Source organism: Streptomyces sp. NPDC050546 (assembly GCF_044457425.1).
GTDB lineage: Bacteria > Actinomycetota > Actinomycetes > Streptomycetales > Streptomycetaceae > Streptomyces.
Genome location: NZ_JBITGX010000023.1, coordinates 64230 through 77274, shown reverse-complemented (window position 1 = coordinate 77274; position 13045 = coordinate 64230). Strand labels below are relative to the sequence as shown.

At 67.8% G+C, this 13045-nt stretch carries 14 protein-coding genes and 2 pseudogenes; 8 read left to right on the top strand and 8 right to left on the bottom strand.

Annotation, left to right across the window (positions count from 1 at the left end; genetic code table 11):
* The first annotated feature begins 301 nt into the window (after positions 1–301).
* Together ACIBK5_RS38985 and ACIBK5_RS38980 are read left to right on the top strand one after the other, a co-directional pair.
* A complete protein-coding gene (locus ACIBK5_RS38985) occupies positions 302–442 on the top strand; it encodes a hypothetical protein (RefSeq protein ID WP_399027466.1) in 141 nt (46 codons plus the stop codon).
* A gap of 441 nt (positions 443–883) precedes the next feature.
* A pseudogene (locus ACIBK5_RS38980) lies at positions 884–1702 on the top strand (IS5 family transposase).
* Positions 1703–1710: 8 nt separating this feature from the next.
* Here ACIBK5_RS38980 and ACIBK5_RS38975 read toward each other — a convergent pair.
* Complete coding sequence (locus tag ACIBK5_RS38975) at positions 1711–2328, bottom strand: TetR/AcrR family transcriptional regulator (RefSeq protein ID WP_399027464.1); 618 nt, start codon at positions 2326–2328, stop codon at positions 1711–1713.
* Between the two features lie 98 nt (positions 2329–2426).
* Here ACIBK5_RS38975 and ACIBK5_RS38970 point away from each other — a divergent pair, with 98 nt between their 5' ends.
* Positions 2427–3638: a cytochrome P450 gene (locus ACIBK5_RS38970; protein ID WP_399027462.1), complete on the top strand. Its 1212-nt coding sequence runs from the start codon at positions 2427–2429 to the stop codon at positions 3636–3638.
* A gap of 36 nt (positions 3639–3674) precedes the next feature.
* Here ACIBK5_RS38970 and ACIBK5_RS38965 read toward each other — a convergent pair.
* The 4 genes and pseudogenes from ACIBK5_RS38965 to ACIBK5_RS38950 all read right to left on the bottom strand — a co-directional run.
* Positions 3675–3824: pseudogene (locus tag ACIBK5_RS38965) on the bottom strand (transposase); the annotation flags it as partial.
* A gap of 78 nt (positions 3825–3902) precedes the next feature.
* Positions 3903–4331: an arsenate reductase ArsC gene (locus tag ACIBK5_RS38960; protein ID WP_399027460.1), complete on the bottom strand. Its 429-nt coding sequence runs from the start codon at positions 4329–4331 to the stop codon at positions 3903–3905.
* Positions 4332–4355: 24 nt separating this feature from the next.
* Positions 4356–5099: an aquaporin gene (locus ACIBK5_RS38955; RefSeq protein WP_399027458.1), complete on the bottom strand. Its 744-nt coding sequence runs from the start codon at positions 5097–5099 to the stop codon at positions 4356–4358.
* Positions 5096–5476 carry an ArsR/SmtB family transcription factor gene (locus ACIBK5_RS38950; RefSeq protein WP_399027456.1) on the bottom strand — a complete coding sequence of 127 codons (381 nt, stop codon included), beginning with the start codon at positions 5474–5476 and terminating at the stop codon, positions 5096–5098. Before ACIBK5_RS38950 ends, ACIBK5_RS38955 begins: the two co-directional genes overlap by 4 nt.
* Positions 5477–5584: 108 nt before the next feature.
* Between ACIBK5_RS38950 and arsM the strand changes: the two genes are divergently transcribed.
* Positions 5585–6478, top strand: coding sequence for an arsenite methyltransferase (gene arsM / locus ACIBK5_RS38945; RefSeq protein WP_399027454.1), 894 nt, complete (start codon positions 5585–5587; stop codon positions 6476–6478).
* A 149-nt stretch (positions 6479–6627) separates the two neighbouring features.
* On the opposite strand, the gene ACIBK5_RS38940 is transcribed toward arsM, so the two are convergent.
* Together ACIBK5_RS38940 and ACIBK5_RS38935 are read right to left on the bottom strand one after the other, a co-directional pair.
* Positions 6628–7374 carry a glucose 1-dehydrogenase gene (locus ACIBK5_RS38940; protein ID WP_399027453.1) on the bottom strand — a complete coding sequence of 249 codons (747 nt, stop codon included), beginning with the start codon at positions 7372–7374 and terminating at the stop codon, positions 6628–6630.
* Positions 7375–7436: 62 nt separating this feature from the next.
* A complete protein-coding gene (locus ACIBK5_RS38935) occupies positions 7437–8261 on the bottom strand; it encodes an NmrA family NAD(P)-binding protein (RefSeq protein ID WP_399027451.1) in 825 nt (274 codons plus the stop codon).
* 127 nt (positions 8262–8388) lie between these two features.
* Between ACIBK5_RS38935 and ACIBK5_RS38930 the strand changes: the two genes are divergently transcribed.
* The 3 genes from ACIBK5_RS38930 (at position 8389) to ACIBK5_RS38920 (ending at position 10742) form a co-directional block, all read left to right on the top strand.
* The gene (locus tag ACIBK5_RS38930) at positions 8389–9105 is read left to right on the top strand and encodes a TetR/AcrR family transcriptional regulator (RefSeq protein ID WP_399027449.1); all 717 of its coding nucleotides are present in this window, start codon (positions 8389–8391) and stop codon (positions 9103–9105) included.
* A 276-nt stretch (positions 9106–9381) separates the two neighbouring features.
* On the top strand, positions 9382–10425 hold the full coding sequence (locus ACIBK5_RS38925; protein WP_399027447.1) for a TerC family protein: 1044 nt from the start codon (positions 9382–9384) through the stop codon (positions 10423–10425).
* A gap of 80 nt (positions 10426–10505) precedes the next feature.
* Positions 10506–10742 carry a hypothetical protein gene (locus ACIBK5_RS38920; protein ID WP_399027445.1) on the top strand — a complete coding sequence of 79 codons (237 nt, stop codon included), beginning with the start codon at positions 10506–10508 and terminating at the stop codon, positions 10740–10742.
* Positions 10743–10836: 94 nt separating this feature from the next.
* On the opposite strand, the gene ACIBK5_RS38915 is transcribed toward ACIBK5_RS38920, so the two are convergent.
* Positions 10837–11448: a hypothetical protein gene (locus tag ACIBK5_RS38915; RefSeq protein ID WP_399027444.1), complete on the bottom strand. Its 612-nt coding sequence runs from the start codon at positions 11446–11448 to the stop codon at positions 10837–10839.
* A 370-nt stretch (positions 11449–11818) separates the two neighbouring features.
* Here ACIBK5_RS38915 and ACIBK5_RS38910 point away from each other — a divergent pair, with 370 nt between their 5' ends.
* Positions 11819–12946, top strand: a complete 1128-nt coding sequence (locus ACIBK5_RS38910) for an alpha/beta hydrolase (RefSeq protein WP_399027442.1) — start codon at positions 11819–11821, stop codon at positions 12944–12946.
* Positions 12947–13045: the final 99 nt, after the last annotated feature.

Below are 13045 nucleotides of genomic sequence, written 5' to 3'. Positions count from 1 at the left end.
GGCGTCTCCGCCCTTTCACAGCGGGAGGGCGATGGTCGGCGGGCCTGCTGGACGCTGTAGAGGTGTACCGGGCGGCATATCTGGTGGCGCTGGGCCGACCGGCCGGACGAACCTTTCGAGGTCTGCCCGGTACCCGAACTGCCGCTGACATCAACAGTCCCAGACGACGGAAACACACAACAGCCAGTCGTGGCACGGGCGCACGAGACAAGCCCTGACCAGATCGAGGGCGGATCGAACTCCTAAAGCGGTGTTTACCAGGCTCGTTCCCACCACGGGCATGCCAAGTAGGGTGCCGCTCATGACCACTTCTCTTGGTCACGTCGACAGCAGAGCAGATCTGGCTGCCTTCGTCCGTGCGCTCCACCACAGCCACATCGAGGAGGGTCATTCATGGGAGAACACAGACCTCACAAGTTTCTTGGAGGCGCTGGCAGCATGAATCGAGGACGCAGACAGCTGGTACAGCAACGCCGGCCGCAGTCTGCCCGCTGGCGGTGACTGGCGGTTCTTCGCACAAGTTCTACAAGCTGCGACCACTTACGAGTAAGCCTGGTCTCACGGTATAAACACAGATCGGACGGCCGCGCCCGTGCCAGAAGCGTGCCAGATCGTACGGGGAACCACAGGGAATGGCGGGAACCAGGTCGCCGGTCAGTCAGGCCCCGCGCTGGCTCCGCCGCAGTTCAGCCAAGCAGGCTCCCACCGAAAACCCAAGCTTCCCAAGCTGAGAGCGCGAGTTCGATTCTCGTCACCCGCTCCATGATGAAACCCCAGGTCAGCGACCTGGGGTTTGTTTGTTGCCTAGACCTATTTGAGGGCCGCGTGCCCTACGCGTGCCCTAAGGCGGGGTCCAATGTGGTGATCGCTCGTTGGGCGGTCCCTGGGGCGGGGTACGTGGAGTTGGATCGTTCCGGACGGGCTGTGGGAGATCGCCGAGCCGCTGATCCCACCATCGAAAGTGCGGCCACAGGGCGGCGGAACGCAGGACACGCCTGATGAGACGCTGTTCGCGGCGATCATCTACGTACTGGTCAGCGGTTGCGCCTGGCGGGCTCTGCCGCCGTGTTTCGGGATATCGAAGTCGCTCCGCGCACCGCCGGTTCCTGATCTGGTCGCGGGCCGGGGTGTGGGGCCGACTGCACGAGGCGGTGCTGCACCGACTCGATGACGCCGGCCTCATCGACGTCTCGCGTGTGGTCCTCGACTCCGCCCACGTGCGGGCCAAAAAGGGGGCGAACTCACAGGTCCAAGCCCCGTGGACCGGGGCAAGCCGGGTTCCAAGATGCACATCCTGTCGGACGCGAACGGACTACCCCTGCTCGTCGGCGTCTCGGCCGCCAACACCCACGACAGCGAAGCATTGAAGCCCATGGTCGAGGGTCACCGAACAAGACACGACCCCCACCGCGGCCGCCACTTCAAGCCTCAGCGCCTGCGCGCCGACAAGGCGTATGACATCCACCACCTGCGTAAACGGTTACGAGGCAAGCGCATCGGAGTCAGGATCACCCGCAAAGGCACGGAGTCCAGCGAACGGCTGGGCCGCCGCAGGTGGGTCATCGAGCGGACCTTCTCCTGGCTGTCCGGCTACCGCCGACTCAGCCCCCGCCACGAACGCCACCCCCGCAACTACCTTGCCTTTCTCGGCCTCGCCGCAGCCCTGTGCTGCTACAAGCGACTGGTCTGCCTCACCACATAGGGCACCGTCTAAGCAGGAGGGGGGAGCGAGTTGAGGCCGTCGATCGCGATATCGATGGCCCGATGAACGGCTTTGTATGTCTGTTCGGGCCGGTCGCCCCGCTTCTGACAGGCGGCCACAACGATCTTGATAGCGCCCACCAGCGAGCCCACCGCCGCAGCGGCCTCGGCCAAGTCCAGTTCGGGGCAGGCGCGGTGAAGTGCGTGGGTCAGCTGCAGCTGGATGTCGAACAGCACGTGCAGCTCCCGAGCCTGCAATGTCGGCACCGACGCGATCAGCCGGGTCCGGACCGGGCCGACCTTCCGCGCCAGCTCCGAGTCCGTGTCTCGGAAGACGCTTTGGTCGATGACGCGCCGAAGCAGGTCGGCCACTGGTTCGCCGGGCTGCCGATCCTCGATGATCTCGACCGCGCGCTCCAGCCGCGACCTGTCGTCGAAGAAGACGATGTCGTCCTTGCTGTCGAAGTAGCTGAAGAAGGTCCGTGTCGCGATGTCTGCGGTGGCCGCGATCTCCGCCACGGTTGTCTGGTCGTACCCCTTCTCGGTGAACAATCGCAGGGCGCCTTCGATGAGCGCTTGCCTCGTGCGCATCTTCTTCCGCTGGCGCAGCCCTGGGTCGTTGGTCACGATGGCACCTTATCGCACGCGATGCATTTTTGCGTTCATTGACGTTTTGCATCGAGTGATGTTTTATCGATGCGTCGAACCGATCCGAGGAGCGGCCGATGGACAGCGCGTCCCCGGCGGTGGTCATGCCCACGGCCCGCCAGCACCCGTTCGATCCGCCCGAGGAACTGCGCGGCTTGCAGGCGCCTGGCCCCATCCACCGGATGACCTACGCCGACGGTGGCCAGGGGTGGCTGGTGACCGGGTACGCCACGGCGCAGGCGATCCTGGAAGATCCCCGATTCAGCGTCCACCCGGGCCACATGCACTCGCCGATCGCCCAGCCGACCGCAGTGTCCGCACTGCCGGGGTTCTTCCTTCCCATGGACCCGCCCGAGCACGACCGCTATCGGCGACTGCTCACCGGCGTCTTCACGGTGCGCCGGATGAAACTCCTCGAAACGGAGATCGAGGCAATCGTCGCTGACCATCTGGACGAGATGGAGCTCGCTGAGGGCCCGACCGACTTGGTACAGGCATTCACGCTGCCGGTCCCGTCACAGGTGATCGGCGAACTGCTTGGCGTGCCCTATTCCGACAGGGAGTGGTTCAAACGCAACGCCGCCACACTGCTGGATGTCGCCCTCACCCCGGAACAGCGGCAACCGGCGGTCGGGGAACTCATGACATACCTGCGGGCTCTGCTGCGCTACAAGCGGTCCTGGCCGGAGGAGGATGTGCTCAGCGGGCTCGCCGAACACGAGGAACTGACTGCGGACGAGCAGGCGGGACTGGCGATCCTGCTCCTGATCGCCGGGCATGAGACGACGGCGAACATGCTCGCGCTGGGCGCCTTCGCTCTGCTGGCCAACCCTCCACGGTTGGCGGAGGTCCGCGACAAGGAGGAAGGTGCCGCGGCAGCGGTCGACGAGCTGCTGCGTTATCTCACGATCGTCCAGCACGTGATCCGCGTTGCGCTCGAGGACGTCGAGCGCAACGGGTGCCTGATCAGGGCCGGTGAGTCCGTCACTGTCTCACTTTCCGCGGCAAATCGGGACGCCAGCCGTTTCGCCGACCCGGACGAGCTTGACCTCACCCGGTCCACGGCTGGACACCTCGCGTTCGGTTACGGCGTCCACCGGTGCCTCGGGCAGCAACTGGCCCGCGCCGAAATGCGGATCGCCCTGCCTGCACTGCTCCGCCGCTTCCCTGCATTACGTCTCGCTGTTGCGCCCAAGGACGTGCCGCTGAGATCCGACATGACGATCTCCGGCGTGCATGAACTGCCGGTCACCTGGCAGGCAGATCAACCGAACCCAGCGGCGTCGTGACCTGAGTGCCTGCTCCGGTTTGATGTCGGCTCGACGGAGGAACCGCCGATGGGCAGTGGACTGCGAGATGCCGAAGCAGGGCGGCAGCACCGGCCAGGCGCAGCCGCTGACCGACACGTAGATGATGGCCGCGAACAGCGTCTCATCAGGGGTGTTGGCTGTTCCACCGCCCTGCGGCCGTGTTCGTTGGTGACCTGCGCCACCACTGGGTGCCACGCCTGTGAAGTCGTTTACGCGAAGCAGCAGTTCACAGACCTGATGCCGTCACGAGCTGGGTGCCACGCCGAGGTCGGCGAGCAGGCCGCGGACTCGGGCCCCGATTTCGTCGCGGATGGGGCGTACGGCGCTGACGCCCTGCCCGGCCGGGTCGTCCAACTTCCAGTCCAGGTACGTCTTGCCTGGGAAGACTGGGCACGTGTCGCCGCATCCCATGGTGATCACGACGTCGGACACCTGGACGGCTTCGACGGTAAGGATCTTCGGGGTTTCGGCGGAGATATCGATGCCTGCCTCGTTCATTGCCTCGACGACAGCGGGGTTGACCGCGTCGGCGGGGGCCGAGCCGGCCGAGCGGACCTCCACGGCTTCTCCGGCGAGACGGGTGAGGAAGGCAGCGGCCATTTGGGAGCGGCCGGCGTTGTGGACGCAGACGAAGAGGACGGACGGGCGGTCGGCGGCGGAGGTGCTGCTCATGGTGGCCCCTTTCTGGGCAGCGGGTCAGGGGACGGCGGGGGCCGCGAGTTCAGACTCGGCTTGCTCAGGTGAGGTTTCGTCCTGCGGCGGAGCCTCGGGCCCGAAAAGCGCTGCCATGAGTGCCAGTCCGAGTACCGCACCGACCGCCTGTGCGGCTACGAACGGGGCGACTGAGGCAGGCGCGATGCCGGCGAAGGTGCCCGTGAAGGCCCGGCCGATCGTCACAGCCGGGTTGGCGAACGAGGTCGAGGACGTGAACCAATACGCCGCCCCGATGTACGACGCCACCGCGACCGGGGCGAGGTGGGTGCGGCCGACTCGAGCCAGGCCGAAGATCAGGAGGATCAGGCCGGAGGTGGCGACGATCTCGCCCAGCAACAGGTGACCGGCCGAGCGGTCGCGCGTGGACCACTGGACCAGAGGCTTGCCGAACATGGCGTCGGCCAGGACGGCACCGGCTATCGCTCCCGAGATCTGGGCGGGGACGTATGCGGCCACGTCCCGCAGGGGGAAACCCTCGTCGGCACGGCGGCCCTTGAACCAGGCGGCGAGGGTGACGAGGGGGTTGAAGTGGGCGCCGGAAACAGGCCCGAGCAGCGCAATGAGCACGCCGAGGCCGAAGACGGTGGCCAGCGAGTTGGCGAGCAGCTGAACGCCGACATCGCGCGACAGTTCGGTTGCCTGGATGCCCGAACCGACCACCACCGCGACCAGCGCCACCGATCCCACCGCCTCGGCCAGGGCGCGTCGGCACAACGAGGCGCTCACGCGACTGCCTCAACGGCCGCGGGTGGCTTGAGGAACCCGGCGAGCTGGTTCAGAGCCGCAGGCAGCACCCAGTAGTAGACCCATGTGCCACGTCGCTCGCAGTCGATGAGACCGGCCTGACGCAGGAGCTTGAGGTGATGGGAGATCGTCGGCTGGGACAGTTCGAAGGCCGGGGTCAGCTCGCAGACGCACACCTCGCCGCCCTCGCCGCGCGAGGCGATCATCGACAGCAGGCGCAGCCGGACCGGATCGCCCAGGGCCTTGAAGACCTTGGCCAGCTCCACCGCCCGCTGCTCGTCGAGGGGAGCGGCAGACACTCCAGGGCAGCAGGCGGCGTCGGTGTCCTGGCCGAGCACCTCGAGCTCTTGTTTCGACATACCTCTATGTTGACGTCTTTCAATTCAAGGCGCAAGCTTGCATCAAAGAACGTCAATACAGGCCGTTCGGGGTACACCACGCGCCCCGGCTCTTCCAGGAGTGACGCCATGAGCAAGCAGCGCACCGACCTGCGGGAAAGCGTCCGGCGGCAGTACGCCGCCGCAGCCGTGAAGGTCACCGAGGGCGGCACCGCCTGTTGCGGGCCACAGGCCGTTGAGGTCGACGAGAACTTCGGCTCCACGCTGTACGCCGCCGAAGAGCGCGCCGCCCTCCCCGTCGAGGCCGTCGCCGCGTCGCTCGGCTGTGGCAACCCGACCGCCGTCGCCGAACTCCGCGAGGGCGAACGCGTCCTGGACCTCGGCTCCGGCGGCGGCATCGACGTCCTGCTCTCCGCCCGCCGCGTCGGGCCGACCGGCACGGCCTACGGGCTGGACATGACCGACGAGATGCTCGCCCTCGCCCTCGCCAACGCCGAGAAGGCCGGCGCGAGGAACGTGGAATTCCTCAAGGGAACCATCGAGGCCATCCCGCTGCCCGCCGGCACCATCGACGTCGTGATCTCCAACTGCGTGATCAACCTGTCCGTCGACAAGCCCGCCGTCTTCGCCGAAACCTTCCGGGTGCTGAAGCCCGGCGGCCGTATCGGCATCTCGGACGTGATCGCCGAAGACACCCTCACCCCCGAGCTGCGCGCCGAGCGCGGCGACTACGTCGGCTGCATCGCCGGCGCCCTGTCCTTCGCCGAGTACCGAGCGGGCTTGGAGACCGCCGGCTTCACGGAGGTCGAGATCACCCCGACCCACCCCGTCGCCGACGGCATGCACTCGGCCGTCGTCCGCGCGGCCAAGCCCGCCCACGCCGGAACGGCATTCGTACCGACTGCCGCGAAGGGCGCGTGCTGCGGGGTCTCCGCGTGCTGCACGACGGACGAACGGGTCACCGATCCGTCCACGACGGTCGCCGATGCCAAGGCTGCCTCCGAATGCGGGTGCCAGGGCTGATCAGCATCTGCCGTTTGGCGCGAGGAGTGAGTAGGCGGGCCTCTGTGGGAGACATGAGCGGGCCCCGCTCGCGTGGAGTGAGCGGGGCCAGGTGCCTGATCCGTGAGGAGGGTCAGGCGGTGTTCTCGTTCGTCGTGTCAGGGACTGTGTCACCCTTTGGGTCCGGCCATCCAGCCGCCGTCCACGGTGATGTCCGCTCCGCTCGTGTAGGAGGACGCGTCGGAGATCAGGAAGGACACTGCTTCCGCGATCTCCTGAGGGGCGCCGATCCGGCCGAGCGGGGCCATGGGGAAGTTGCCTTCCCCGGTCGGCACCTGACCCTCGTTCATGGGGGTGAGGGTGGCACCGGGGTTGACCGCGTTCACCCTGATCCGGTGGGTGCCGAACTCCGAGGCCGCGATCTTGGTGAGGCCGCGGACGCCCCACTTGGACGCCCCGTAGCCCGAGACTCCAGGGAAGCCGCTCAGCCCGGTGACGGAGGCGACGTTGACGATCGAGCCGCCGCCGGCCGCCTTCATCGGGCCGACCACCGCCCTGAGGCCGAGGAACACGCCGCTCAGGTTGACCTTGAGCGAGCGCTCGAACGACTCCAGCGTCTCGTCCTCGATCGGCGTGCCCGGTGCTCCGGTGGCTATGCCGGCGTTGTTGACCAGGCCGTCGACGCGGCCGTAGCGCTCGATGACGGTGTCCACCACGCGCTGCCAGTCGTCCTCGCTGGTCACGTCGTGGTGGAGGAACAGGCCGCCGATGTCGGCAGCGGTCTTGGCACCCGGTTCGTCGAGCAGGTCGGTGATCACGACCTTCGCGCCGTCATCGGCCATACGGGCGGCCGCGGCCGCGCCGATCCCGCGGGCACCGCCCGTGACGATCACTACCTTGTCCTGGGGACCAGACATGGTCATCCTCCTGTTGCTTCCATCGTGTGGGTGGGTTGAAGGCAAGAGAGAGGCGAGGGCAGTCAGGCGTTCCAGACGCCGGTGGCCGCGGTCTCGCGTACGTATTCGGAGAAGTCCTTGGGCTTGCGGCCGAGGGCTTCCTCGACGCCGTGAGCAAGGCGGGCGGTGTTCTCGCGCAGGCTCGCGATGAACTCCTCAGCCATGTCCTCCGTCATGCCGTCTCCGGGCAGAGCCGTGCGGGCCTGTTCGGCCGTGAGCGGGGTGTAGGTGATGGTGCGGCCGGTGGCCCTGGAGATCTCGGCGGCCGCTTCGGCGAAGCTGAGCAGCCGGGGACCGGACAGCTCGTATGTCTTGCCGGCGTGCCGGTCCTCGGTCAGGGCCGCGACCGCGACGTCGGCGATGTCGTCGGCATCGATGAAGTCCTCAGCGGTGATGAACTCCGGCATGGCGATCTCGCCGGCCAGCACGGCGTCCAGGAGGAAGACCTCGCTGAAGTTCTGGTTGAACCAGCCGGCCCGCGCGATCGTCCACTGGGCGCCGGAGTTCCTCACGCCGTCCTCCACGGCCTGGACTCCGAGGCCGCCCCGGCCGGAGAGCAGCACCAGCCGCTGGACGCCGGCGGTCACGGCCGCCCGGGAGAGGGCTTCGATCTGGCCGGCGGCACTGCGCTGCGTCATGTCGGGGTGCGCGATGTAGACGCGGTCGACGCCGTCGAGGACGGCCTGCCAGGTGGAGGTGTCCTCCCAGTCGAAGGCGGGCGCGCCGCTGCGGGAGCCGACGCGGACCGGGTGGCCGGCGGCGGTGAGCCGTTGGACGACCCGGCGGCCGGTCGTGCCGGTACCGCCGATCACGAGCGTCAAGGGGCGGGTGGTGGGGGGCGTGGACATAACTCTCCTCAGGGCGGGGCGCACGAAAGGTGCTGGTCAAAGCCGCGTGGTGGACGGCATGCAAATACTATACGGCGTGAAGTTTGGATATGGCGAGCAGGAAGTGCCGGGCTGTACAGTTCCAGGCATGACGGGAACCGGGACCACGTCGCGGCGTGTGCGGCTGCGGATCGAGACCACAGCGGAGATCAAGAGCACGGCGATGCGGCTGATGGCGTCGGGCGGCCCCGCGGCGATCACGCTGCGCGCCATCGCGCGGGAGATGGGCATGACGCCCAACGCGATCTACGGCTACTTCGCCACCCGGGACGACCTGGTCACGGCACTGATCGACGACGTGTACACCTCGCTCGCGGACGCCGTCGAGGCATCCGTCGCAGCGCTCCCTGCGACGGATGCCGGTCGGCGCATCCAGGCGTGGGGCCTGGCGTACCGCACCTGGGTGTTCGAGAACACCGAGGGCTTCCGCCTCATCTACGGCGACGCCGTACCCGGCTACGTCCCTCCGTCGGGCGGCGCGGCACCCGAGGCCGAACTGCGGTTCTGCAAGAGCCTGACCGAACTGGCCGCCGCGGCCTGGCCGCACGCCGAGCACCTGTACGCCGACAGCGACTTCGAGTGGTCGGACTTCGACTCCGCGCTCCTGGACGAAGTCCGGCCGTTCCTCCCGGGCCTCCCGCCGGCCTCCGTGGCCCTGGCCCTGCGCATCTGGGCGCACCTGCACGGCCTGGTGACGCTGGAGATCAACGGGCACCTGCGCGGCGGAGTGAAGAGCATGGCCAAGCTCTTCAAGGACGAACTCGCCCAGCTCGTACGGTCCTTGAGTATCCCGGTGAACCCCTGACGGGCCGGCCCGCACCCCTGCGGTCCAGCCCGGGCTGAGCGGCGCCCTCGCGCGCACGCAGCACACGAAAGGGCCGGACCGGGCCGTCCGGCCGACAGGGCACTCCCTGGTCGGAAAGCGACGAGTCTGCTGTGGGCAGCCCTGACGACGGCCCTAGCCCGAAGCGGTTCACCATCGACGCCCATTCACGTGCGTCCGCACTGGGCGACAACCGCCGAGGGGTGCCTCAGACTCAAAGGGAGACTGCCGGTCGAGCGCGCTCGAGAGGCCGGGCCCGTGTATGACGTTCCGTTCTGGTTGTGGGCGGTGTTCGCCGTCACCGTGCTGGTGTCGCTGGCCGTCGATCTGCTGGCGCACCGCCAGGCCCATGTGATCCGTTTCCGTGAGGCCGCCGCGTGGAGCGGGGTGTGGGTGGGGCTGGCGATCGTCTTCGGTGTCCTGGTGTATCTCGTGGTCGGTACGACCGCGGGGGTCGAGTACACCACCGCCTGGCTGCTGGAGAAGAGCCTGTCCGTCGACAACCTCTTCGTCTTCGCGCTGATCTTCGGCTACTTCCAGGTGCCGCGCGCCTACCAGCACCGCGTGCTGTTCCTCGGCGTCCTGGGCGCCCTGGTCTTCCGCGGCGTCTTCCTCGCCGCGGGCGTGGCGGTGGTCAGCCGCTTCACGGCCGTGCTGTTCGTCTTCGCCGCGATCCTCTTCTGGAGCACGTACAAGATCCTCAAGGGCGAGGAGGAGAGCTTCGACCCCGGCAAGAGCCTGGCCGTGCGGCTGCTCCGTAAGGTCGTCCCGGTGCGGGACGAGTACGCCGGGCCGCACTTCTTCGTCAAGGAGGCCGGGCGACGGGTCGCCACCCCGCTCCTGGCCGTCGTCGCCGCGATCGAGGCCGCCGACCTCGTCTTCGCCGTCGACAGCGTGCCCGCCGTGCTGGCCGTCAGCAGCGACGCCTTCATCGTCTACACCAGCAACGCCTTCGCCATCCTCGGCCTGCGCGCCCTGTACTTCATGCTGGCGGGGCTGCTCGACCGGTTCCACTACCTCAGCACGGGCCTGGCGATCATCCTCGCCTTCATCGGCGTCAAGCTCATCCTCCAGGCCACGCACGAGACGATCAGCACCGCCGTTCCCGAAATACCCTCGCCCATCAGCCTCGCCGTCATCGCAACCGTCCTCGCTGCCTCCGTCGCGCTCAGCATGCTGCGACCACCGCCCGCCCAGGCTGACGGCACGCACCCTGCTCAGCCCGCCGAGCCCGCCGAGCCCGCCGAGCCCGCCGAGCCCGGCAAGCCCGAAGGCTCGCCCCAGAGCGGCCCGGACCCGTAGCCCCACAGCGGCTGATTCGGTGCGGGAAGCCATGTCAAAGTGGTTCTAAATTTACGCAAAGTGGTCGTAAAGTATTAACCATGAGTAGTGAGCAGAAACCCCCGGCGACCGCGCCGTCCGCATACGTCTGCCGCTCATGCAAGCAGCCGGTGGATGCCGTGGTGGAACGACACAAGAGCATGGGCGTCTACGTCCCCCACTGGACCGCGGGCCCCTGCCACAACCCGAAATGCGACCACTGTGTACCGGAGCAGATACCGATCAGCTCGGCCCGCAGCAGTGTCTGGAAGGACGTCGCGGGCTGGACCGGCCACTGACCGGCGCCCGCTCTGCGAGGAGACGCACTTTCGGCGAAATGGGTCACATGGCGGGCAATTCGCAGGCAAGTGGCTTACGCGAACAGCCACTTGCTTACAGCGGTTCGGCGGTCTTCCGAGGGTCGTCGGCCGTGATCCGGTCGATGAGGCGCCGGGCCTGTTCCTCGGCCGGAACGTCACTGGTGACGGGCAGGTCGAAGGTGAAGCCGGGGCCATGGGGCGACGCCTCCCGACGACGGCTGAAGTACACCTCCACCCCTTCGGGCTCCTCGCGCCTCGGCTCCACCTGGTCCACGACACAATCCCACCGTTCGAACCAGCCGCTACGCACCAGTTCCTGAGTCACGAACCGGGCGACAGTGTCCACGGGCTCTTCCCATCCGGTGTCCGCTACGGCACGCGTCAGTTCCGCGTCGTACTGAGCCGCATCGAAGTGGACATCTGCGGGGACGGGTACCCGGATGTCGTTCGTGTTCTGCCATGACGACCACACCACCCTGTCACCCCGGCGGTGGATGGTGACGAAGATGCCTCCGCAGCAGCCTGTGTAGCAGTCGTTGTTGGACAACTCGACGCGGCGAGGTTCCTCCAGCGCCGACAGCGGCCACGCCTCGGCCGGCCCGAACCACTCCCTGCGCGAGCAGCTCGACACTCCGCCGGGATGGATCTGTGCCAGCACGTCCCTGCCGTCGATCAGTGGACGCACCTCTGCCCACTGATCGATCGCGAGAGGGTGTGGAATCGCATGCCGCAGAGCGAGCGTGCTGATTCGGGTGGGGGTGTTCATGCCATGAATCATCACCGACGCCGACGTGCGCGAAGAACTCTTATCGGGAGCGCGAAGGCATAGACGTCCACCAGTCCGCCGACATGCGGAGCGGGCCGCATGGCCAACGTCCCTGCCTTGCCCTCCACGCTGCGACGCCCGCCCCGCGGGATGGGGGTTGAGCTTGTACCCCCCATAAACCCGACCTGCCACGCCTGGCGCGGAAGCGGTTCTCTGGGAAGCGCGCTTGGGTCACGACATCACTGACCGTGGCGCCTTTCCTCCACCGATCGGATATGAGGTCCACTTCATGGAACGTCGCAAAGCGCTCGGACTGATCGCCGGCACCGGTGCCGCAACCGCCGCCGCCTTCACGGCTGTGCCCTCCTTCGGTGCGGAGACCGGCCGCGCCGCGGGTCCCGCGGGGCAGGGCAAGGCCGCGGCCAAGGGCGGCTACACCTTCGCGCTGGACAAGAACGTCAAGCGGACCTCGGTGCGGTTCAGCAACCGCTACGGCATCGAGGTCGCCGCGGACCTCTACGTACCGAAGAACGCCCGGGGCAAACTGCCCGCCCTGGTGGTCAGCGGCCCGTTCGGCGCGGTCAAGGAACAGTCCTCGGGGCTCTACGCCAACGAGTTCGCCCGCCGCGGCTACGTCGCCCTCGCCTTCGACCCCTCCTTCACCGGGGAGAGCGGCGGCACGGTGCGCGACGTGGCCTCGCCCGACATCTACACCGAGGACTACAGCGCCGCCGTCGACTTCCTCGGCCTGCGGAAGATCGTCGACCGCGAGCGGATCGGCGCGCAGGCCGTGTGCGGCCTGAGCGGGATGGCGCTCACCGCGGCGGCCGCGGACAGCCGTATCAAGGCGGTCGCCGCGGCCTCGATGTACGACATGTCGCGCAGCATGTCCCGCGGCCACGAGGACTTCTACACACGTGAGCAGCGCCAGAAGGTCGTGGACCACCTCAGCCGGCAGCGCTGGATCGACGCCGAGAACCACTCCTACGCGCGGCTCTCCCACGAGGTCCCCTTCGACGAGGACGGGAACGTCGCCCCCTCGAACCGCGTCCTGCCCAAGACCCTCCCGGCGGACGCCGACCCGATCACGAGGATCTTCTTCGACTACTACCGCACCGAACGCGGCTACCACCCGCGCTCGATCAACTCCACCACCGCGTGGACCGGGACCACGCCGATGTCGTTCTTCGCCTTCCGGCAGATGACGAACATCGACCTGCTGGCGCCCCGCAAGGCGCTCCTGGTGGCCGGCTCGGAAGCGCACTCCCGCTACTACTCCGAGGACGTCCGGGCGATGGCCCCCGACACCGTCGACCTCGTGATCGTCCCGGGCGCGGACCATGTCGATCTGTACGACCGCAAGGACCTCATCCCCTTCGACAGGCTCGACGAGTTCTTCACCAAGCACCTCGTCTGACCGGAAGTGCCCGAAGACCTCCGTGCGGTGCAGTCCTTGACGGCTGCACCGCCCGGGGGGCGTGGCCGGGATCAGGCCAGGTCACCACACCGCTCGGCC